Origin of the sequence: Microbacterium murale (assembly GCF_030815955.1) — a bacterium.
Taxonomy (GTDB): Bacteria; Actinomycetota; Actinomycetes; order Actinomycetales; family Microbacteriaceae; genus Microbacterium; species Microbacterium murale_A.
This window is the reverse complement of record NZ_JAUSXK010000001.1, coordinates 3676327-3697615: the sequence shown is the minus strand read 5'-3', so window position 1 is coordinate 3697615 and position 21289 is coordinate 3676327. Positions and strand designations below refer to the sequence as shown.

Below are 21289 nucleotides of genomic sequence, written 5' to 3'. Positions count from 1 at the left end.
TCATGCTGTTTAGAGTGAATTCATGAACGACATCATGGGATGGTTGACGATCGCAGTCGTCTTCGGCACCATACCTCTGCTGTTCTTCATCGGAGTACGCCACGTCTTCTCACGCAAGAGCGTAGAAGAGAAGTACAGCGGGATGGCGAGCGGTGGCCTGGTGGGGGTGTTCGATGCTGTCTGGTCACCCACGGCGCACGAGGCGTCGGATGAGCGCGGTCGTCAACAGCGCGCGTCCGTCCCCGCTCCGACGCCGGACAAAGGTCCCGGCCGCATGGACGATGAAGGCCGCATCGTCATCGAGGTCGATTGATCGGCGAGACTGCTGGCCAACGGCGAATGTCGCCGGGGGTACGAAAAAGGCCCCGCCGAAGCGGAGCCTCTCTCGTTGGGGCAGAAATTACTTGCTGCCGCCGAAACCCTTGAAGCGCTGGTTGAACTTCTCGACACGACCGGCCGAGTCCATGATGCGCTGCTTGCCCGTGTAGAACGGGTGCGAGGCCGAGGAGATCTCGACGTCGATGACGGGGTAGACGACACCGTCCAGCTCGACGGTCTTCTCGCTGGTCACAGTCGAACGGGTGAGGAACGTCTCGCCCGAGCCGAGGTCGCGGAACACGACGGCCTGGTAGTCGGGGTGAATGTCAGTCTTCATTGCTGATTCCTTGGCTTGCGGATACGGATAGAAAGAGAGTCAGAGGGTGCATATGCACCAAGGGTCGAGTCTAGCAGATTCGCGGTCACGACGTGGCGCGCGCCGCGTACCTGCCGTCCTCCGCGCTGAGCGTGATCGGCATGCCGAACGCCTCGGTGAGAGCATCCGCCGTCAGGTTCTCTGCGATGGGACCGGCCGAGACGATACGACCGTCGCGGATCAGCAGCACGTGAGTGAAGCCCACCGGGATCTCTTCGACGTGGTGGGTGACCATGACCATCGCAGGAGTCGTCGGCGACGATGCATAGCCGCTGAGCAGCGCCAGCAGTTCCTCGCGTGCACCGAGATCGAGCGAAGCCGTCGGCTCGTCGAGCAACAGCAGCTCCGGGTCCGTCATGACGGCACGCGCGATCTGGACACGTTTCTGCTCGCCGTCACTGAGCGTGCCGAAGGTCCGGTCGGCGAGATGTTCGAGTTTCCACTCCCCCAGCACACGCAGGGCGCGGCGCTCGTCGATGTTCTCGTACTGCTCGTTCCAGCGGCCGGTCACGGAATAGGCAGCGGTCAGAACGGCATTGAGCACGCTCTCGTCACGTGGGATGCGCTTCGCCATCGACGACGAAGCGAACCCGATCCGCGGACGCACCTCGAAGACGTCGGTGCGGCCGAGCGTCTCTCCGAGGATCGTCACGGTGCCGCCGGTCGGGTGCATCAGCGTGTCGGCGAGCTGAAGCAGGGTCGTCTTGCCCGCACCGTTGGGACCGAGCACCACCCATCGCTGGTCGTCTGCGACCTGCCAGGTCACATGATCGACGATGTTGCGCCCGTCACGGCGCACGACGACATCGGTGAAATCAAGAGCGCTCGGCATGTTTCAAGCCTATCGGCTCAACCCGTCAGCTCCGCGTAGAGCGCCCGCGTGGTGTCGGCAATCGAAGCCCAGCTGAACTCGCGCGCGGCGCGCTCACGACCGGCCTCGCCGTATGCTTCCGCCCGCACCGGATCCATCGCGACCTCTGCCAGGGTGCGGGCGAGATCGTCGACGTACTGATCAGGGTCCACCGGCGCCCCCGTCCCGTCCGTCGCCTGCTCGATCGGCACGAGGCGACCGGTGACGCCGTCATCGACGACCTCCGGAATTCCTCCCGTCGCTGTTCCGACGACGGCGGTACCGCACGCCATGGCCTCGAGATTGACGATGCCGAGCGGTTCATAGATCGATGGGCACACGAAGGTCGTGGCTGCGGTGAGAATCGCCGAGAGTTCAGTGCGGGGCAGCATTCGTTCGACCCAGATGACGCCGTGCCGCGTCTGCTGCAGCATGCGCACGCCCTCCTGGACCTCGGCCATGATCTCAGGAGTGTCCGGCGCCCCTGCGCACAGCACCAGCTGCACCTCTGCAGGCAGCTTCGCGGCGGCGCGCAGCAGATACGGCAGCCCCTTCTGCCGCGTGATGCGACCGACGAAGACCACGGACGGTCGAGTCGGATCCATGCCGATGCTCGCGAGGAACGCGGCGTCCTGCACCGGTCGCCATTGGTCGATGTCGATCCCGTTGTGGATGACCCTGACGCGAGCCGGGTCGACACCGGGGTAACTGCGAAGGATGTCGGCGCGCATTCCGCCGGACACGGCCACGATCGCCGCGGCGTTCTGATACGCGAGCTTCTCGATCCCGCTGGACACCTCGTACCCGCCACCGAGCTGCTCGGCCTTCCACGGCCGCAGGGGCTCCAGACTGTGAGCCGTGAGCACGTGCGGGATGCCGTGCAGCTGCGACGCGATATGCCCTGCGAAGTTCGCGTACCAAGTGTGGCTGTGCACCAGGTCTGCTCCTGCGATGTCGCCCACCATCGCCAGATCCGTGCCGAGTGTCTGCACCGCTGCGTTCGCGCCGGCGAGTTCCGCTGGCACCCGGTACGCCCGCGTGCCCTCTTCATCACGCTCTGCACCGAACGCGCGCACCTGCACGTCGATCGACCGACGCAGCGCGGATACGAGTTCTGCAACATGCACTCCCGCCCCGCCATAGATCTCCGGCGGGTATTCCTTCGTGATCATGTCGACGCGCATGTCTGAACGCTAGTACAGCGACGCGTTCGGGACCTATGGTGGAGCCATGGCGGTCCCAAAGAAGGTTTTCGGCATCATCCTCGCCGGCGGCGAGGGCAAACGACTCATGCCCTTGACAGCTGATCGGGCGAAACCGGCCGTGCCCTTCGGCGGCCAGTATCGACTGATCGATTTCGCGATCTCGAACCTCATCAACTCCGGGCTCCGCCAGGTCGTGGTGCTGACGCAGTACAAGTCGCACAGCCTCGATCGGCACATATCGCAGACCTGGCGGATGTCGGCACTGCTCGACTCCTACGTCACGTCGGTGCCTGCGCAGCAGCGGCTCGGAAAGCGCTGGTTCTCCGGGTCAGCGGACGCGATCCTGCAGAGCCTCAACCTCATCAACGACGAGAAACCCGACATCGTGGTGGTGATCGGCGCCGACCACGTGTACCGGATGGACTTCCGCCAGATGGTCAAGGCGCACATCGCCTCCGGGGCGAAGGCGACCGTCGCTGGCATCCGCCAGCCGCTCGCGATGGCGAACCAGTTCGGTGTGATCGATGCGGATCCGGATGGCTCCGGCCGCATCCGTGCTTTCCTCGAGAAGCCGACAGACATCGAGGGCCTCGCCGATTCGCCGCACGAGGTGCTCGCTTCGATGGGCAACTACATCTTCGACACAGATGCCCTCGTCGAGGCTGTCGAGTCCGACGGTGAGCTGCCCACCTCGGCGCATGACATGGGCGGCGACATCATCCCCTACTTCGTCGAACGAGGCGAAGCCGGCTTCTACGACATGAAGCAGAACGACGTACCAGGCTCGTCGCCGCGTGACCGCGCCTACTGGCGGGACGTCGGCACGATCGACTCGTTCTTCGACGCCCACATGGACCTGATCTCCACACTGCCGGTGTTCAACCTCTACAACACGCTGTGGCCCATCCGGACGCAGAGTGTGAACGCGCCTCCCGCGAAATTCGTCCGCGATGCCGTCGGCCGGATCGGCAACGCGATCGACTCGATCGTCTCGCTGGGTTCCGTGCTCTCCGGCACGCACCTGGAGCGCAGTGTCGTCGGCCCTGGCACTCTCGCCGGCGGCGGCTCGACGATCACCGATTCCGTGCTGTTCGACCACGTACAGGTCGGACAGGGCGCTCGGATCCACCGCGCCGTGCTCGACAAGAACGTCGTGCTGCTCGACGGCGCGACCGTCGGCGTGGATCGCGAACGAGATCTCGAGCGAGGCTTCACCGTGACCGAGTCGGGCATCACCGTGGTCGGCAAGGGCGTGCAGATCGAACGCTGAACGGCGCGCTACGCTCGATCGCGTGACCTCTGCGCGCTTCCTCGTCGTTCTCGATGCCGATTCCACTCTCATCCGCAATGAGGTGATCGAACTCCTCGCAGATGAAGCAGGACGCCGCGAAGAAGTGCGGAGCGCCACCGAAGCCGCCATGCGCGGCGAGGTCGACTTCGCGACGAGCCTGCGCTCTCGGGCGGCGGCGCTCAAGGGCGTGCCCACCGCTGCGTTCGCTCGTGTGCAGGCCCGCATCGAGCCCACACCGGGTGTACGCGAGCTGACTGCAGCAGTGCACGAGCGAGGCGGCGTGGTCGGTGTCGTCTCCGGCGGATTCCACGAGATCCTCGATCACATCGCACCCGCCTTGGGCGTCGACAGGTGGCGTGCCAACCGTCTCGCCGTCGCCGACGGCCTCCTCACGGGGTATGTCGACGGCGAGATCGTGGATGCTGCGGGCAAAGCTCATGCGCTCGCCGAATGGGCCGATGATCTCGGAGTGCCATTGCACGCGACGATCGCGATCGGTGACGGAGCGAACGATCTGCAGATGATGGCCGTCGCCGGCCTCGGGCTCGCTTTCAACGCCAAGCCTGCGGTGCGGGAATCCGCGAGCCTCGTCGTCGGACCTCAGGATCTCAGCGCCGTCATCCCGCTGCTGCCCTGATCCCAGGCTGACCGACACGGATGTCGGATGCCCCGCGTAGCGTTGGCCCATGGACATCCTTCTCATACCGGGTCTCTGGCTCGATGATGCGTCATGGACCGACATCTCCCCCGCACTCGAGGCTGCGGGCCACCGACCGGTGCCCATGACGATGCCGGGTGTAGGTCAGCCGGCTGAGTTGTCCGCCGGCATCGGCATCGCCGATTGGGTCCGTGCGGTCGTCGCGCAGATCGACGCGACTAAGGGTCCTGTCGTGCTCGTCGGGCACAGCGGCGGAGGGAACGTCGTGTGGGGCGCTGCAGATGCCCGCCCCGATCGAGTGAGCCGCGTCGTCTTCGTGGACACCGTGCCGCCGCCGCCCGGCTCCGAGATCTCCGAGTTTCCCGTGGTCGAGGGTGTCATCCCCTTCCCCGGTTGGGAGTACTTCCCTGATGAAGACGTCTACGACATCGACGCCGCGACGCGTGCGCGCACTCTGCCGCAGACGAGGTCGGTTCCCGCGAGGGTACCGACCGATCCGATCCTGCTGACGGGTGAACGGCACCGGGTGCCGGTCACATTGCTGATGGGATCGCTCAGCCAGGACGAACTCGAGGCGCAGATCGATCGATGGGGACCGTACGGCGATGAGTACCACTCCATCGACGACGCGACGGTGTTGAAGATCGGTTCCGGCCACTGGCCGCAGTTCACACAGCCCGCACGCCTTGCCGAGCTGATCAGCTCGGCGTTGACGCAGTGACCGCGTGCGTCAGTGGCCCATCCCCAACCCGCCGTCGACGGGGATGACAGCGCCGGAGATGTAGGCCGCGTCGTCTCCGGCGAGCCAGGTCACGACGCCGGCCACTTCGTCAGGCGTGGCGAATCGTCCTGCGGGGATATTCGTCTTGTACTGCTTCTGAGTCTCCTCGGAGAGTTCTGCCGTCATGTCTGTCTCGATGAATCCCGGCGCGACGACGTTCGCAGTGATGCCGCGCGCACCGAGTTCGCGGGTCAGCGAACGGGCGAAGCCGACCAGGCCGCTCTTCGACGCGGAGTAGTTGACCTGTCCGGCCGATCCGTACAGACCGACGACGCTGGAGATCAGGATGACGCGCCCGAAACGAGCCCGCAGCATGCCTTTCGACGCACGCTTGACGACCCGGAAAGCTCCACCGAGGTTCGTCGCGACGACGCTGTCGAAGTCGTCTTCGCTCATGCGCATGAGAAGCGTGTCCTTCGTGATTCCCGCGTTCGCCACCACGATTTCCACCGGACCGAGCTTCTCCTCGACCTCGGTGAAGGCGGCGTCGATGGACGCGGCATCCGTCACATCTGCACGTACCGTGAGCGCGCCTTCCGGGCCTTCGCCGCTACGCGCGGTGACCGCGACACGATAGCCCTCGCGTACGAAGCGTTCGGCGATCGAACGACCGATGCCGCGGTTGCCTCCGGTGACAAGGACGACACGTTCTGAACTCATGATCTCTCACTCCCACTGGCGCCCGGTCGGGGCCCGAGCCATCCTATCGGGGCCGCGCCTCATGATGCGGAGCGGTCCGATTGACACCGCGACGACCGGCTGGGACTCTGGGGACGACGAAAGGCTGCACGATGAGCGACGAAAGCACCACCCCCGCAGCAGGACCGGCTGTCCCGCCCGGGTCCGCCCTCGGCGGCCAGCACCCGTACCCCGGTGCCTCCGCGCAGAGTACGCCCGTGTATCCGGCAGCGCCAGCTCAACCCCAGCCACCGTATCCGGCGGCGCCAGCTCAACCCCAGCCACCGTATCCGACGGCGCAGCCTCAACAGCAGGTGCAGCCCGCTGCACCCGGCTACAGTTCGCAGCCGCAGTCGTATCCGAACGCTTCCCCGCAGAACGGTCCTTCGCAGCCCTATCCGAACAGTCAGCCGTACACGAACAGCCAGCCGTACGCGGTCGGTCAGCCATATGCCGCCGCCCGACCCTACGCCGCACCTCTGCCCACCAGCGGGCTCGCCGTCGCGTCGCTCGTCACCGGCATCGCCGGTATCGTTCTGAGCTTCGCTGTCTTCCCGCTGCTGGCGTCGTTGGCGGCGATCATCACCGGTCACATGGCGTTGAAGCAGACGCGCCAGGGTTCCGCCATCGGTGGTCGCGGAATGGCGATCGCCGGTCTCGTGCTGGGCTACGTCGGGGTCGCGATCCTCGCGCTCATCGTCGTCGTGTCGATCTTCTCGTTCCTCTTCATCGGCTCCATCGGATTCCTCCCGCTGCTCATCTCTTGACGCACGGACGGACCAGCGGACGGCCGACGCGGCGCGGCACTCCGAGACGCCCCACGCGGCGTAGGCTTGAATCACCGTGAACCGCTCCCGTCATGCCCCCGCCGTGACCTCCCTGCCGCAGGCCCCGCAGGATGAGGCGACGGGTCGTGTGCGCCGTTATGTGCTCACGATGGTTATCCGCATGGTCTGTTTCGGGCTCACGCTCTTCGTGACCCCGTACGGCTGGTACACCTGGGTGTTCGCGATCGCGACAGCCGTGCTGCCTTACATCGCAGTGGTGTTCGCCAACGCGATAAACCCGACTACGACGTCCGGCGCCGAGTCGCCCACCCAGCAGCTCCCGGCGTCGGTCTCGCCCGTCGCCCCCGCTGCTGACTCATCCACTCCGAGCACCATCACGATCCAGGAGACCCGCAGCGATGCCGACGCCCTCCAGAACCGTGCGAAGCACCCGGGCGATGGTCAGGGCGACGCACGTGAAGGCAAAGGGGACGGCGCGGCGTGACCGACGGTTTCGAATGCGCGCGCGCCGGGTGCCGCAACGCGGCGACTCAGCAGGTCGTGTGGCGCAATCCTCGTATCCATGCCGCCGATCGCGAGAAGATCTGGTTGGCGTGTGACGAGCATGTCGATTTCCTGCACGACTATCTCGCCGCTCGCGACTTCCCGGTGTCCATTCGTGAAGGGTTGCCCGCATGAGCAATCGTGTCGTGCGCTGGGGCGTGTACGTCCTCATCGCGATCGGATTCGCCGTGGCCTGCGCGTTCCTCTCGAACTGGCAGTTCGACCGCAACGAGAGCCGCGCTGAACAACTCGCACTCGTCGAGCGCAACTACGACGCCAAGCCGATTTCCCTCGCCGAGGCGATCCCCGACGATGGCTCTCTCGACCCCGAAGACGAGTGGCATCCCGTGCTGCTGCGGGGCGAGTACCTCGTCGACGAGCAGGTCCTCGTACGCAACCGCCCCCACGGCGGGACGAGTGCCTTCGAAGTGCTCGTGCCCTTCCGAGACGAGGATGGGCGGATCTTCATCGTCGACCGCGGGTGGGTGCCGCCCGGCGAGGAAGCGAATCCCGATGTCGTGCCGGCTGCGCCGGGTGGCACGGCCGAGGTGATCGTGCGGCTGCGACCGGGCGAGCCATTGCCGACGTCCGGGCGCAGCGCGCCAGAAGGGCAGGTGCCGACCATCCACCTGCCGAGCATCGCTGCGACGACCGGTGGCGATGTCATCACGAGCGCGTACGGCCTGCTGGTCAGTGAGGACCCCGCACCCGAAACGGCGCTCGGCACCTTCGACTCCCCCACCGAGGACCCTGGTCCGCACCTGTCCTATGCGATCCAGTGGATCCTGTTCGCTCTGATGGGATTCATCTTCATCGGATACATGATCCGCACCGAGATCCAGAAGCATCGCGAAGAGGTCGAAGGACGACCGGCACCGATGAAGAAGCAACGTCGACGCGATCACGATGCCGACGCCGAAGACGAGCTGCTCGACGACATCGACGCCCGCGTCTGACTCAGGCGGCGCGCGTCAGTCGTTCAACAGGTCAGGGCGACGACTCGCTGTCCGAGCGAGCTGCTGCTCGCGACGCCACGCGGCGATCGCGCCGTGGTTTCCGCTGAGCAGGACATCCGGCACGACGCGGTCGCGCCACGTCGATGGCTTCGTGTACGACGGATACTCCAGCAATCCGTCCTCATGCGACTCCTCGACGAGGCTGTCGGGATTGCCGACGACGCCGGGAATGAGACGTCCGACCGCCTCGATCATCGCCATCGCGGCGACCTCACCACCATTGAGCACATAATCGCCGAGGCTGACGAGGCGCACCTCACCCAGAGACGCCGCGTACTCGAAGACGCGCTCATCGATGCCCTCGTACCGTCCGCAGCCGATGATCAGGTGCTCGCGTCCGGAGAATTCGCGCGCAGTGGTCTGGTGGAAGACCTCGCCCGCCGGCGAGGGGAAGACGATGGTCGGGCGCTCAGATGCGGCAGCGAGGTCGTCGAGAGCGAGCGCCCACGGCTCAGGCTTCATGACCATGCCTGCTCCCCCGCCGTACGGGGTGTCATCGACCGTACGATGACGATCGCTGGTCCAATCGCGCAGATCGTGGATGCGGAGGTCGAGGATGCCGCTCTCGCGCGCCTTGCCGAGCAACGACAGCGTCAGCCCGTCGAAGTACGACGGGAAGATGGAGACGACGTCTATGCGCATGCGTTGATCGTAACGATCGATCAATCGACCGGAGCGTCGCCCTCGGAGTCGGTCAGTGTCGGCTCCCCGGCTTCCCGAACATCGGCCGCAGCATCCGAAAGCTCTTCGAACAGTCCGGCTGGCGGCGTGATGATGACGCGTCCTGCGGCGACGTCGACAGCGGGAACGATGGCCTTCACGAACGGGACCATGACGTCGCCGTCCTGGCCCGCACCCGTGGGACGGACGATCAGGAGATCTTGCGCAGGCATGTGCTCGACTCGAGTCACCTTGCCGATGACAGTCTCATCGCGAACCACATCGAGTCCGACGAGCTGGTGGTCGTACCACGCGTCGTCCTCTGCCTCGTCAGCATCCTGATCGATCCACAGGATGGCCCGCACGAGGCCTTCCGCGCCCTCTCGGTCCTCGATGTCCTCGAAGAACACGACAGGGTTGCCGTTCATGACCCGATACTCGCGGACTTTGACGCTCTTGCCATGCCACGGAGATGCCTCAGGCACCTGCAACGTGAATTCCGCGCCCGTGACGAAACGGCGCTCGGGGTTATCGGTGTAAAGCTCCAGCTTGAGCGCGCCCTTGAGCCCGTGGGCCTTGACGAGGCGTCCGACGCGCAACTGGTTCTTGCCCTGGTTCCGGTCTTTTGGCACCACGTCAGTCGTCCGCGACATCGACGCGAACGCGACGCCCGTCCGCCAGAGCGGTGATGAGCGTGCGCAGTGCCTTTGCGGTGCGGCCGCCGCGCCCGATCACGCGCCCCCGGTCGTCGGGGTGCACACGCACCTCGAGCAGGTCGCCTCGCGGCGACGTGGAGGCGTTGATCTGAACATCCTCGGGGTGATCGACGATCCCCTTGACGATGTGTTCGAGCGCGGCGGCGAGCACGGCGATTATTCGGCGTCGGCGGCGGGAGCCTCAGCGGCCTCCGCGTCGGCAGCGGCGGGAGCCTCCTCAGCGGGAGCCTCCTTCTTCTCCGCCTTCGGCTTCACGACAGACTTCTTGGAAGCGTCGATCTCGAAAGGCACCTTGGGAGCCTTGACCTGAACGGTCGAGACTGCGTCCTTGTCGCCCTTGAACTTGCCCCAGTCGCCCGTGAGCTTGAGGATGGCAGCGACCTGCTCTGACGGCTGTGCGCCGACGGAGAGCCAGTACTGTGCACGGTCCGAGTCGACCTCGATGAACGAGGGCTGCTCGGTGGGGTGGTACTTGCCGATCTCCTCGATCACTCGACCATCGCGCTTGGTGCGCGAGTCGGCGACGACGATGCGGTAGTAAGGCGCGCGGATCTTGCCCATGCGCTTGAGACGAATCTTGACAGCCACGATTCTCCTGAATTGTGTGGAAGGAAACGAACCGGTCGCCTGGAGAGTGGGGTGCACACCCGGCGGAAGCTCAAATGAGTGGACTCGTTCTGGATAGAGGGTCGAGAACGTCGTCCGACCTTCTATTCTGCCAGATTCGGCGACGAGTAGCGAAACGAGGCGACACGCGGTCATCCGTGCCGCGGGCGGTGCGTGTCAGACTGTGCACGTGACGCAAGAATTCACTGATTCCTCGCGATCCACGGTCGGACTCGAATGGGAGATCATGCTCGCCGATCCGGAGACCGGAGACCTCGTCGGACGCGCGCCGGAACTGCTGGCCGCACTGGAGGACGAGAGCGCCGCTGAGCGTCACACCGTGACAGGCGAACTCCTCACCAACACGATCGAGGTCACCAGCGGGATCGGCGAATCGGTGGCTCATGCCATCGGCGACATCGGCAACGCGATCACAGCGGTGCGCGCGGCGACTGATCCCGCCGGCATCGAGCTGCTCTCCGCGGGCAGTCATCCGTTCGCGCAGTGGTTCGACCAGCAGGTCACTGACAAGACCCGCTACCACCACCTCATCGAGCGCACACAGTGGTGGGGCCGAAACATGATGATCTGGGGCATCCACGTGCACGTCGGCGTCGAGGATCGCGACAAGGTCTTCCCCATCATCAACACGCTGACCGCTTACCTGCCGCACCTGCAATCGCTCGCGGCCTCGAGCCCGTTCTGGGCGGGCGAGCGAACCGGATACGCCTCGAACCGGGCCCTGGTGTTCCAGCAGCTCCCGACCGCCGGACTCCCCTGGGCACTGCACTCATGGGCCGAGTTCGAAGGCTACCTCGACGACATGGGCCGCACTGGCGTGATGGCCGACGCCACCGAAGTGCGCTGGGACATCCGCCCGGCCCCGCGGTGGGGAACGATCGAGGTGCGGGCATGCGATGGGCTGTCAACACTCGCAGAGCTCGCATCCGTCGCCGCCCTCGTCCAAGTGCTCGTCGAGCATCTTTCACGCATGCTGGATGCCGGCGAGACACTGCCGACGATGCCCTCCTGGTTCCACCGCGAGAACAAATGGAGGGCGGCGCGCTACGGGCTGGATGCCCGTGTGATCGTGGACGCCGCCGGGACGCAGCGGCAGGTTCGCGAGCACCTCGCTGAGACGGTGTCCGAGCTCGCACCGATCGCGGTGGACCTGGGCTGCGCAGCCGAGTTCGCCGGAGTCAGCGCGATCCTCGAAGGCGGCGCGAGTTACGAACGCCAGCTCTCAGTCGCGGATTCGACCGACGCGGACCTCGGCGCGGTCGTGCAGCACCTGATCCGCGAGTTCCGCTCCGGCCCTGGAGCACCCGTGATCTGAGGTCAGTCCTCGTCGACCCAGTCGAACGTGCGCGTGACGGCCTTGCGCCAACGGGCGAGCCGCCGCTCGCGCTCGGTCTCGTCGATCTGCGGCTTCCAGCGCTCGTCCTCGTGCCACATCCCGCGAAGCTCGTCGAGGTCGGCCCAGACGCCGACCGCGAGCCCCGCCGCATATGCCGCACCGAGAGCGGTCGTCTCGATGATGGCCGGACGGATGACCGGGACGCCCAGCACATCTGCCTGGAACTGCATCAATGCCGAATTGCCGACCATTCCGCCGTCGACCCGGAGTTCCTCCAGTGGCACGTTCGTGTCGGCAGCAACGGCATCCAGCACCTCACGCGTCTGGAACGCGACAGCTTCAAGAGCCGCACGGGCGATGTGTCCCTTGTTCGCGAATCGGGTCAGGCCGAGGATCGCGCCACGTGCGTCGGGTCGCCAGTATGGGGCGAACAGCCCGGAGAATGCCGGGACGATGTACACGCCGCCGTTGTCCTCCACAGTGAGCGCGAGTTCTTCCACCTCCGGCGCGTCCTTGATGATGCCGAGGTTGTCGCGCAGCCACTGCACAAGCGATCCGGTGACCGCGATCGATCCCTCCAGAGCGTATTTCGGTGCGTCCTCGCCCAGACGATATGCGACGGTGGTGATCAGACCGTTGTCGCTGTTCACGATCTCGTCGCCGGTGTTCACGATCAGGAAGTTGCCCGTGCCATAGGTGTTCTTGGACTCGCCACGCTCGAACGCGACCTGGCCGAATGTGGCAGCCTGCTGATCGCCGAGGATTCCCGCGATCGGAACGCCGTCAAGCGAAGTGCCGACCGCGTGGCCGTACACCTCCGACGAGGAGAGGATCGCAGGCAGCATCGCACGCGGGACGCTGAATGCCTTCAGCAGGTCTTCGTCCCAGTCGAGCGTGCGCAGGTCCATCAGCAGCGTGCGGCTGGCGTTGGTGACGTCCGTGGCGTGCACGCCGCCGTCGGGTCCTCCCGTGAGGTTCCAGAGCACCCACGTGTCTGGTGTGCCGAACAGCAGCTCACCGTTCTCCGCGCGTTCACGGGCGCCGTCGACGTTGTCGAGGATCCACGCGATCTTGGATGCCGAGAAGTATGTGGCGAGCGGCAACCCGGTGATCTCGGCGAATCGGCGGATGCCGCCGTCCGCTGCCAGCGCGTCGATGAGCGACTGCGTTCGCGTGTCCTGCCAGACGATCGCGTTGTAGACCGGCTCTCCGGTCGCACGATCCCACACCACGACCGTCTCACGCTGGTTGGTGATGCCGATCGCCGCGACATCGGATGCTGCGATGCCGGCATTGTGCACCGCGGAATCGATCACCGCCTGCGTGTTCGTCCAGATCTCCGTCGCGTCGTGCTCGACCCAACCCGCCTGCGGGAAGATCTGCTCATGCTCACGCTGGCCGGTGGCGACAATCGCCCCGTCGTCGTCGAACACGATCGCTCGTGTGCTCGTGGTGCCCTGGTCTATGGCGACGATGTGCATAGGTGTTCTCTCCAGCCGATGACGGCGTTGTCTGCTCTGGGATCCACCCTAGAAGAGGTTGGATGGGTGGCTCACGCGACCTGCACGAACGTGCACCAGACTGGTGTCACAAGTCGACGAGCTGCTCGGCGAGGTGCTCGTCCAGAACGAGGTCGGTGATCAGACGCGTGGCGATCGCACCTCGTAGGCTCGGCAGCTTCTGAACGCCGGCGACGACGCAGATGCGCCTGGATGCCCTGGACAGAACTGAGAATGCGGGCCCGGTCGCCCTGTTGTTCAATTCGATGTCCTTCCAGCTGCCGTCCGACCGGTAGAACACCGTGGCGATGTCGCCGACGACCTTCTCCTCCCTCAGACTCCGGAAGTCATCCCGGTCGAGATAGCCGCCGATGTAGACGCGGCTCGGCACCTCCGCGAATGGTGACCCGAGTCCGAACAGGATGACATCAGCGCGAGCCTGCAGATCGAGCACCCGCCGCGTGCTGCGCTCGCGCCACATCGCCTCCTTCGTGCGCGGGTCATCGAAGAATGCAGGGACGGGGAATTGCTGGATGCCGGCGCCGAACGCCTGTCCGAAACGGTGCAGGATCTCGCTGGCGTAGTCGACGCCGCTCGTGAAGGTGTTGCCCGCGCCATTGAGCTGCACCACAGCGGAGTTGTGCGTCTCCTTCTTCGGCAGATGTCTGCTGATGGCGTCAAGGGTGGAACCCCACGCGATGCCGAGCGTCATGTTCGAGTCGAAGTAGAGCGGCAGGAGACGCGCGGCGCTCATCGCCACCCGCTCGAACCGCTCGACGTCCGAGAGGTTCTTCGGCGTCGGGACGACGTGCGCGGCGATGCCGTATCGCGCGCGGATGGCCTCCTCCAGGCGCAGCTCCTGCCCTTGGGGCTGGTGGATCTGAATCTCCACCAGCCCGGTGGCTCGGGCATGGCTGAGCAGACGGGAGACGGACGAACGTGAGGTCGCGAGCTCCCGGGCGATCGCATCCATCGTCATGTCCTGCAAGTAGTACATCTGCGCCGCGCGCAAGGCGGTCCCCGCCCGGGGATCACTGAGGGATTGGTTGCTCATCGACACTCCTTGCACGTTCGTGCATCTCGCTTGCGCGGTTGTGCTGCGCGAATCAGGATATACCGTGTAGCCCCAGCAAGGAGAGACGATGAGCACTGCCAGCACTGCACCGACCGAACGACCGAGTGTGCGCGCCGCACGCGAACGCGGCCGCACCAGCGTCGTGATCATCGGTGCGGGGATCAACGGCATCTCGACATTCCGCGACCTCGCCATGCAGGGCGTCGATGTGCTCCTCGTCGAACGAGGGGACTTCGCCTCCGGCGCGACCGCCGCGTCCAGTCACATGATCCATGGCGGTATCCGTTACCTCGAGAACGGCGAGTTCCGCCTCGTGAAGGAATCGGTGCAGGAGCGCAACAGTCTCCTCAAGATCGCACCGCACTACGTCAAGCCGCTCGAGACCACCATCCCGATCTACTCGACGTTCTCCGGCGTCTTAGCCGCTCCGCTGCGCTTCCTCACGCACAAGCAGGGCAAACCCCAGGAACGCGGGGCGTTTCTCATCAAGATCGGACTGACGCTCTACGACACGTTCTCCCGCGACGGCGGAAGCGTTCCCCGTCACCGATTCCTCGGCCGGAAGAAGTCTCTTGCACAGCTTCCGAAGCTCGACCAGAAGATCAAGTACACCGCGACCTACTACGACGCCTCGGTCCACGATCCCGAGCGCCTCGCGCTCGACGTGCTTCGCGACGGCGAAGCCAGCCACCCAGGTGCGCAGGCGATCAACTATGTCGAGGCCGTAGGGCTCGACGACGAAGGCGTTCAGCTCCGCGACCGCGAGACCGGTTCCGAGTTCCATATCACCGCCGATGTCATCGTGAACGCCTCCGGGCCGTGGACCGACCTCACGAATGATGCCCTCGGCACGCAGACAGCATTCATGGGAGGCACCAAGGGTTCGCACATCGTGCTCGACAACCAGGAGCTTCTCGACGCCACGGCTGGACGAGAGATCTTCTTCGAGCACTCCGATGGACGGATCGTGCTCATCTACCCGCTCAAGGACCGCGTACTCGTCGGCACGACCGACCTCGATGCCGACCCGCGAGAGCCGGCTCGTTGCACCGAGGAAGAGGTCGACTACTTCTTCGACCTGATCGGTCATGTGTTCCCGACGATCCCGGTCGACCGGACTCAGATCGTCTACCGATACTCCGGCATCCGCCCGTTGCCGCACCACGACGACACCGCCCCCGGTTTCGTGTCGCGCGACTACCGGATCGAGCGCCGCAAGGAGGCGGAGCGCCCACCCGTGTACAGCCTCGTCGGCGGCAAATGGACGACGTTCCGGGCTCTCGGCGCGAACCTCGCCGATCACGTGCTCGACGAGCTGGGGCGACAGCGCGTGGCCAGCACGGTCGGTGTCCGGATCGGCGGCGGGAACGGTTACCCGCGCACGCCGCGGCGCCGGATCGAGTGGCTTCGCCAGAACGTCGGCGACACCGATCGCGGCCGCACGCTCTTCGTCCGCTACGGCACGCGGGCCGCAGATGTCGCGGGCTTCATCGCCGAAGGGGATGACGAGCAGGTCGTCGGTGATTCACTGTCGACCCGCGAGCTCGCCTGGATGGTCGAGCACGAGCAGGTCCGCCACCTCGCCGATGTGGTCTTCCGTCGCACGAGCCTCGCCTTCACCGGAGATGCCGATGCGGACGCCATCCGAGCGATCGCCGAGGCTCTCGCTCCGCAGATGGGTTGGGATGACGCGCGGATCGAGTCCGAGATCGAGGACACATCGACGCAGCTGCGCGAGGCGCACGGCGTCGACCTCGCGGCTGCCGTAACCCCTGCGGGTCGTTGAGCGAGCGCCGGCGAGACGATCGGGCTGAGCGAGCCCAGCGAGTCGAAGCCTGAGCCTCAGTTCTTTCCGAACAGCTTCTGGATCTCTGCCAGGTCTGCTTCGGTCGGCGCCTTCTGACCGCCCAGGCCGAACCCGGAGCCCGTCGACGGACCGGTCGGCAGACCGGCGTTCTCGGCCGCCCGCTTGGCCGGGTTCCCTGAACGCGAAGCGCCCTTGGCCTTGCCCTTCTTACCGCGCTTCGACGAGGCACCAGGGCGCCCCATCCCGGGCATGGCCCCCATGCCCGGGATATTCGGGGTGCCGCCGCGAGCGACGGTCTTCATCATCTTCGCCGCTTGCTCAAAACGCTGCACCAGCTGATTCACGTCGGTCACGGTCATTCCCGAGCCCTTGGCGATGCGCACGCGGCGCGATCCGTTGAGCACCTTGGGGTTCTGTCGCTCCCCCGGGGTCATCGAGCGGATGATCGCCTCTGTGCGGTCGATCTCCTTCTCGTCGAAGTCTTCGAGCTGCTGCTTCATCTGGCCCATACCCGGAAGCATCCCGAGCATCTTCTTCATCGAGCCCATCTTCTTCATCTGCTGAAGCTGGTCGAGGAAGTCCTCCAAGGTGAAGGCCTCGTTGGCGAGCTTCTCGGCGACCTTCTGCGCCTCGTCCTCATCGAACGCCTGCTGCGCCTGCTCGATGAGGGTGAGGATGTCACCGAGATCGAGGATGCGACTCGCCATACGGTCGGGGTGGAACTGCTCGAGATCGTCGAGGCCCTCGCCCGTGGAGGCGAAGATGATCGGACGACCGGTGATGGACGCCACCGACAGTGCCGCACCACCGCGGGCGTCACCGTCGAGCTTGGAGAGGACGACACCGGTGAAGTCGACGCCCTCCTGGAAAGCCTTCGCAGTGTTGACGGCATCCTGACCGATCATCGCGTCGATGACGAACAGGACCTCATCGGGGTTGACGGCCTTGCGGATGTCGGCTGCCTGCTTCATGAGATCGGCATCGACGCCCAACCGACCGGCGGTGTCGATGATGACCACGTCGTGCTGCTGGCGACGCGCATGCTCGACACCGTCGCGGGAGACCTTGACGGGATCTCCGACGCCGTTGCCCGGCTCAGGCGCAAAGATCGTGGCGCCGGCCTGCTCTGCGACGACCTGCAGCTGGTTCACCGCGTTCGGGCGTTGCAGGTCAGCGGCGACGAGAAGCGGGGTATGGCCATCCTTCTCCAGCAGCTTCGCCAACTTGCCCGCGAACGTCGTCTTACCGGAGCCCTGGAGGCCGGCGAGCATGATGACGGTCGGCGGCGTCTTCGCGAACTCCAGTCGGCGCTGTTCGCCGCCGAGGATCTGCACGAGCTCCTCGTTGACGATCTGCACAACCTGCTGAGCGGGGTTCAAGGCCTTGCTGACCTCGTCGCCGAGCGCGCGTTCACGCACCTTCGCCGTGAACTCCTTGACTACGATGAGCGCGACATCGGCATCCAGAAGGGCTCGGCGTATCTCGCGTACCGTGCCGTCGACGTCGGCCGCGGTGAGCTTTCCCTTCGTGCGAAGGTTGCGGAAGGTCTCGGTGAGCCGATCGGAGAGCGTGCCAAAGGTAGCCATGGTGCTATCGATTCTACGCGAGCGGCGCCTCGATGCTCAGCGCGGCGCGGAGGTGCTCCTTGGCGCGCTGGTAGCGGCCTCGCGCAGTGGAGGCCGGGATGCCGAGAAGCTCGGCTGCATCCGTGAGACTGAATCGATCCCAGTGAACCAGGCGGATGAGTTCGGCGAGATCGGGATCGAGTCTCGCAATGGCGTCGCGCACGTCCATTCCGGCATCGGCCGACGGCGTCGCATCATCTCGGACCTGCGAGCGGATGCGATCAACGAGCGCCCATCGTCGGCGTTCGCCGCGGGCGTGGTTCTGCAGAGTGCCGCGGGCGATCCCGAACAGCCACATTCGTGCGCGCTCCGGTTCGCCGGGCAGCTCGCGCACCCGCCGCCAGGCAACGACCATCGTGTCCCCAAGAAGGTCAGGGGCGTCATCGGAGCCGACACGACGAGCGAGGTAGGCGAGCAGATCGGATGCAGATGCTTCGAACGCCACGATCAGGGCGGTGTCGGCGAGAGGTCGCTTCACTTCATCAACTCCGGGCAACGTCCCTGTGCACCGTACCCGACGCCCTCGGCGGCATAGCCGAGGCGTTCGACCTCGGTCATCGCTTGCTCGGAGATGGATCTGTCGATCGCGTATGCATAGGCCATATCGAGTTCGTCGCCCGAAAGCTCTCCGTCGATCTGACCGGCGGCCTCCAGCACATCGTGACGCTCCTGGATGTACTCGTCGACCTGCGATTCGGCGACGGCGACGACATCCGTGCGGTCGAACCACGCCTTCAGGTCGCTCTCGATCTGATCCCGCAGAACCCGGTCACTGCGCTCGGTGATCTGCACGTCTCCGAAGACGGATTCGCACATCGCACCGCTCGGAACCTGGTACGTGTACGTACCGAGTGGATTGTTCAAGGACGCCCAGTAGTCCGTGGCCGTCGCAACGCCCGCACCACCGGTCAAAGTGAGGGCGAGTACACCAGCGATGGTCGCGACACGTCCCGGTCGGCGCCCGACCCGTGCCGCCTTTCGGGCATCCGCGAGCATCGCCCGCACGTCTCGCGACGCGACGGTTCGGGTAGCGGGTGCCGAAGCATCCAGCAAGTCTTCAAGATCGGTGGTCATGAGTTCCTCCTCGGGGTGGTTCACTCATGACATGTCCGGCAGCCCGGACTTCGTCCGCGCGATTCTCAGTCCCGCCACGGGAGATCGTGAATGCCCGCCAGAGCCTCCTGGAACAGTGCCTCGGGCGAACCATGTCCGGCGCCTCTCTCGGCCCACACGCGCAGGGAGGACAGCAGCGCAGCCGAGTGGGCGGCACCGAGGATGTCGGCACGGATCGCGCCGATTCCGCTGCGTCGCGCGGAATCCGCGATTCCCGCAGCCAGCCGGGCATGACGCAGGCCGGTGTCGCGAACCAACTCCGCCTCGAGTCCCATGGCCTTCGCGTTACGCAGTGCGAGCGCCAGCGGGTCGGGTGCGAAATCGCGTACGACGCTCAGCAGGATGCCGCGCACAGCAGGGGCATCAGCATCCGTCCCGAGCTCGCCCATCGCGTCGATTGCGCCGTCGATCCTGGCGTCCAGCCCGGACCAGAGCACGTCGCTCTTCGAAGAGAAGTAGTTGAAGAAGCTGGAGCGGCTCACCCCGGCACGCTGAGTGATATCGGCCACTGATGTCGCGTCATAGCCCTGTTCGAGGAACAACTCGCACGCCGCCTCGGCGAGGACCTCGCGCGACGACGCGCGCGGACGTCCTGGGCGCGGCTCGGTCGTCATCCACCTACCGTACCGCGCGTGCATCAACGAGCAGGAAGAGTATTGTTAGACGGCATCCAACAATAGATGAAAGGCGAACATGCTCGACATCCTCACTGCCGGTCTCGCACCGGCCTACGTCCCCTATCTCGACGGGTGGGAGCTGCAGCGCAGCATCCATCGTGAGGTGGTCGACGGTACGCGCCCCGACACGCTGATCCTGCTCGAGCACGAGGCCGTGTACACCGCCGGGAAGCGCACCGAACCGCAGGAACGTCCCCAGGACGGCACTCCCGTCGTCGACGTCGACCGCGGCGGAAAGATCACGTGGCACGGACCGGGTCAGCTCGTCGGTTACCCGATCGTGCGACTCCCCGAACCCATGGATGTCGTCGCACACGTGCGTCGTCTGGAGCGTCTTCTCATCGACATCCTCGGTCCGCTCGGCGTCGACGGATACCAGGTCGACGGCCGCAGCGGTGTGTGGGTGCGCCGCCCGCTCTCCGAGGACAAGGTGGCGGCGATCGGCGTGCGCGTGCAGCAAGGCGTGACGATGCATGGCTTCGCGATCAACTGCGACAACTCTCTCGCCGGGTTCCGCGGGATCATCCCGTGCGGCATCACTGACGCGGGCGTCACTACCGTCAGCGAGGTCACCGGCGCGGACGTCTCACCCGCCGACATCGTCGACGCGGTCGCGGAAGCGTTCACGGTCGAATACGAAGGAGTTCTCGCATGACCGCTGCTGCCCCAGAAGGACGCAGACTCCTCCGCCTGGAGATCCGCAACGCGGAGACTCCGATCGAGCGCAAGCCGGAGTGGATCAAGACCAAGGCGAAGATGGGGCCGGAGTACACGGCGCTGCATTCGCTCGTCAAGGCCGAAGGCCTGCACACCGTCTGCCAGGAGGCCGGTTGCCCGAACATCTTCGAGTGCTGGGAGGACCGAGAGGCGACATTCCTCATCGGCGGCTCTCAATGCACGAGGCGATGCGACTTCTGCCAGATCGACACGGGCAAACCCGCCGACTACGACACGGACGAACCGCGCCGCGTGGCTGAGAGCGTCACGCGCATGGGACTGCGCTACGCCACGGTCACGAGCGTCGCCAGGGATGACCGCCCTGACACCGGTGCCTGGCTCAACGCCGAGACGGTTCGCCGGATCCATGCGGAGAATCCGAACACCGGCGTGGAGCTCCTCGCGAACGACCACAACGGCGACCCCGCATTCCTCAACCAGATCTTCGATGCGCGCCCCGAAGTCTTCGCGCACAACGTCGAGACGGTACCTCGCATCTTCAAACGCATCCGGCCCGCGTTCCGCTATGAACGCTCTCTCGGCGTGCTCACCCAGGCCAGGGATGCCGGTCTCATCACGAAGTCGAACCTGATCCTCGGGATGGGTGAGGAACCGTCCGAGGTGCTCGAGGCCCTGCAGGACCTTCACGACGCAGGCTGCGACATCATCACGATCACGCAATACCTGCGTCCAACGCCGCGGCATCTGCCGGTCGCACGCTGGGTGAAGCCCGCTGAGTTCGTGGAGTTCAAGGAAGAGGCGGAGAGGATCGGTTTCCTCGGCGTTCTTGCCGGTCCACTCGTGCGGTCCTCGTACCGCGCAGGGCGGCTCTGGGCGCAGTCGATGATGTCGAAGGGCCGCGAGATCCCCGCGCACCTGTCGCATATCGCCGACAGCGCAGATCTCGGCTTCGCGCAGGCCGTCTGACGCGCG

General features: G+C 65.5%; 26 protein-coding genes. 12 read left to right on the top strand and 14 right to left on the bottom strand.

All coding sequences use genetic code 11. The features are described 5' to 3' along the window. The first annotated feature begins 22 nt into the window (after positions 1-22). On the top strand, positions 23-313 hold the full coding sequence (locus QFZ46_RS17860; RefSeq protein WP_307363631.1) for a hypothetical protein: 291 nt from the start codon (positions 23-25) through the stop codon (positions 311-313). An 87-nt stretch (positions 314-400) separates the two neighbouring features. Here QFZ46_RS17860 and QFZ46_RS17855 read toward each other — a convergent pair whose 3' ends face one another. The 3 genes from QFZ46_RS17855 to glgA form a co-directional block, all read right to left on the bottom strand. Further along, positions 401-655, bottom strand: a complete 255-nt coding sequence (locus QFZ46_RS17855; RefSeq protein WP_307363629.1) for a type B 50S ribosomal protein L31 — start codon at positions 653-655, stop codon at positions 401-403. Between the two features lie 85 nt (positions 656-740). Next, a complete protein-coding gene (locus QFZ46_RS17850; RefSeq protein WP_307363627.1) occupies positions 741-1526 on the bottom strand; it encodes an ABC transporter ATP-binding protein in 786 nt (261 codons plus the stop codon). A 17-nt stretch (positions 1527-1543) separates the two neighbouring features. Next, positions 1544-2728, bottom strand: a complete 1185-nt coding sequence (gene glgA, locus QFZ46_RS17845; protein ID WP_307363625.1) for a glycogen synthase — start codon at positions 2726-2728, stop codon at positions 1544-1546. A 46-nt stretch (positions 2729-2774) separates the two neighbouring features. Here glgA and glgC point away from each other — a divergent pair, with 46 nt between their 5' ends. From glgC to QFZ46_RS17830, 3 genes are read left to right on the top strand one after another with little or no spacing between them, the layout of a single operon-like run. Then, positions 2775-4019, top strand: a complete 1245-nt coding sequence (gene glgC, locus QFZ46_RS17840) for a glucose-1-phosphate adenylyltransferase (protein WP_307363623.1) — start codon at positions 2775-2777, stop codon at positions 4017-4019. Positions 4020-4041: 22 nt separating this feature from the next. Further along, complete coding sequence (serB, locus tag QFZ46_RS17835; RefSeq protein WP_307363621.1) at positions 4042-4677, top strand: phosphoserine phosphatase SerB; 636 nt, start codon at positions 4042-4044, stop codon at positions 4675-4677. A 49-nt stretch (positions 4678-4726) separates the two neighbouring features. Beyond that, positions 4727-5419, top strand: a complete 693-nt coding sequence (locus QFZ46_RS17830; protein WP_307363619.1) for an alpha/beta fold hydrolase — start codon at positions 4727-4729, stop codon at positions 5417-5419. A gap of 9 nt (positions 5420-5428) precedes the next feature. Here QFZ46_RS17830 and QFZ46_RS17825 read toward each other — a convergent pair whose 3' ends face one another. Continuing rightward, the gene (locus tag QFZ46_RS17825; RefSeq protein WP_307363617.1) at positions 5429-6139 is read right to left on the bottom strand and encodes a beta-ketoacyl-ACP reductase; all 711 of its coding nucleotides are present in this window, start codon (positions 6137-6139) and stop codon (positions 5429-5431) included. A 131-nt stretch (positions 6140-6270) separates the two neighbouring features. Here QFZ46_RS17825 and QFZ46_RS17820 point away from each other — a divergent pair, with 131 nt between their 5' ends. The 4 genes from QFZ46_RS17820 (at position 6271) to QFZ46_RS17805 (ending at position 8444) form a co-directional block, all read left to right on the top strand. Next, complete coding sequence (locus tag QFZ46_RS17820) at positions 6271-6924, top strand: DUF4190 domain-containing protein (RefSeq protein ID WP_307363615.1); 654 nt, start codon at positions 6271-6273, stop codon at positions 6922-6924. A gap of 76 nt (positions 6925-7000) precedes the next feature. Beyond that, entirely contained in the window at positions 7001-7429 is a 429-nt protein-coding gene (locus QFZ46_RS17815; RefSeq protein WP_307363613.1) for a DUF3099 domain-containing protein, read from the top strand. After that, positions 7426-7623 carry a hypothetical protein gene (locus QFZ46_RS17810; RefSeq protein WP_307363611.1) on the top strand — a complete coding sequence of 66 codons (198 nt, stop codon included), beginning with the start codon at positions 7426-7428 and terminating at the stop codon, positions 7621-7623. Before QFZ46_RS17815 ends, QFZ46_RS17810 begins: the two co-directional genes overlap by 4 nt. Then, on the top strand, positions 7620-8444 hold the full coding sequence (locus tag QFZ46_RS17805; RefSeq protein WP_307363609.1) for an SURF1 family cytochrome oxidase biogenesis protein: 825 nt from the start codon (positions 7620-7622) through the stop codon (positions 8442-8444). Before QFZ46_RS17810 ends, QFZ46_RS17805 begins: the two co-directional genes overlap by 4 nt. Before the next feature lie 15 nt (positions 8445-8459). Here the strand turns inward: QFZ46_RS17805 and trmD are convergent, their stop codons facing one another. From trmD to rpsP, 4 genes are read right to left on the bottom strand one after another with little or no spacing between them, the layout of a single operon-like run. After that, positions 8460-9146 carry a tRNA (guanosine(37)-N1)-methyltransferase TrmD gene (gene trmD / locus QFZ46_RS17800; RefSeq protein ID WP_307363607.1) on the bottom strand — a complete coding sequence of 229 codons (687 nt, stop codon included), beginning with the start codon at positions 9144-9146 and terminating at the stop codon, positions 8460-8462. A gap of 20 nt (positions 9147-9166) precedes the next feature. After that, on the bottom strand, positions 9167-9817 hold the full coding sequence (rimM, locus tag QFZ46_RS17795) for a ribosome maturation factor RimM (RefSeq protein ID WP_307363605.1): 651 nt from the start codon (positions 9815-9817) through the stop codon (positions 9167-9169). After that, positions 9801-10031 (bottom strand): RNA-binding protein, encoded by a 231-nt coding sequence (locus QFZ46_RS17790; RefSeq protein WP_033106992.1) that lies wholly within the window; start codon positions 10029-10031, stop codon positions 9801-9803. The genes rimM and QFZ46_RS17790 overlap by 17 nt, the downstream gene beginning before the upstream one ends. Positions 10032-10036: 5 nt before the next feature. Next, entirely contained in the window at positions 10037-10468 is a 432-nt protein-coding gene (gene rpsP / locus QFZ46_RS17785; protein WP_307363603.1) for a 30S ribosomal protein S16, read from the bottom strand. Positions 10469-10670: 202 nt separating this feature from the next. Between rpsP and QFZ46_RS17780 the strand changes: the two genes are divergently transcribed. Continuing rightward, positions 10671-11822, top strand: coding sequence for a glutamate--cysteine ligase (locus QFZ46_RS17780; RefSeq protein ID WP_373457656.1), 1152 nt, complete (start codon positions 10671-10673; stop codon positions 11820-11822). Between the two features lie 2 nt (positions 11823-11824). Here the strand turns inward: QFZ46_RS17780 and glpK are convergent, their stop codons facing one another. Then, the gene (glpK, locus tag QFZ46_RS17775) at positions 11825-13324 is read right to left on the bottom strand and encodes a glycerol kinase GlpK (RefSeq protein ID WP_307363599.1); all 1500 of its coding nucleotides are present in this window, start codon (positions 13322-13324) and stop codon (positions 11825-11827) included. 106 nt (positions 13325-13430) lie between these two features. Next, positions 13431-14396, bottom strand: coding sequence for a sugar-binding transcriptional regulator (locus QFZ46_RS17770; protein ID WP_307363597.1), 966 nt, complete (start codon positions 14394-14396; stop codon positions 13431-13433). Positions 14397-14484: 88 nt separating this feature from the next. On the opposite strand from QFZ46_RS17770, the gene QFZ46_RS17765 reads away from it, so the two are divergent. After that, positions 14485-16203 carry a glycerol-3-phosphate dehydrogenase/oxidase gene (locus QFZ46_RS17765; RefSeq protein WP_307363596.1) on the top strand — a complete coding sequence of 573 codons (1719 nt, stop codon included), beginning with the start codon at positions 14485-14487 and terminating at the stop codon, positions 16201-16203. 56 nt (positions 16204-16259) lie between these two features. Here QFZ46_RS17765 and ffh read toward each other — a convergent pair whose 3' ends face one another. The 4 genes from ffh to QFZ46_RS17745 form a co-directional block, all read right to left on the bottom strand. Next, the gene (gene ffh, locus QFZ46_RS17760; protein ID WP_307363593.1) at positions 16260-17810 is read right to left on the bottom strand and encodes a signal recognition particle protein; all 1551 of its coding nucleotides are present in this window, start codon (positions 17808-17810) and stop codon (positions 16260-16262) included. Between the two features lie 13 nt (positions 17811-17823). Further along, complete coding sequence (locus tag QFZ46_RS17755; protein WP_307363591.1) at positions 17824-18327, bottom strand: RNA polymerase sigma factor; 504 nt, start codon at positions 18325-18327, stop codon at positions 17824-17826. Then, positions 18324-18923, bottom strand: a complete 600-nt coding sequence (locus QFZ46_RS17750) for a hypothetical protein (RefSeq protein ID WP_307363589.1) — start codon at positions 18921-18923, stop codon at positions 18324-18326. Before QFZ46_RS17750 ends, QFZ46_RS17755 begins: the two co-directional genes overlap by 4 nt. A 65-nt stretch (positions 18924-18988) precedes the next feature. Continuing rightward, complete coding sequence (locus QFZ46_RS17745) at positions 18989-19576, bottom strand: TetR/AcrR family transcriptional regulator (protein WP_307363587.1); 588 nt, start codon at positions 19574-19576, stop codon at positions 18989-18991. Between the two features lie 79 nt (positions 19577-19655). Here QFZ46_RS17745 and lipB point away from each other — a divergent pair, with 79 nt between their 5' ends. Together lipB and lipA are read left to right on the top strand one after the other, a co-directional pair. Then, a complete protein-coding gene (lipB, locus tag QFZ46_RS17740) occupies positions 19656-20294 on the top strand; it encodes a lipoyl(octanoyl) transferase LipB (protein ID WP_307363584.1) in 639 nt (212 codons plus the stop codon). Beyond that, positions 20291-21283: a lipoyl synthase gene (lipA, locus tag QFZ46_RS17735; protein WP_307363582.1), complete on the top strand. Its 993-nt coding sequence runs from the start codon at positions 20291-20293 to the stop codon at positions 21281-21283. The genes lipB and lipA overlap by 4 nt, the downstream gene beginning before the upstream one ends. Positions 21284-21289 lie beyond the last annotated feature (6 nt).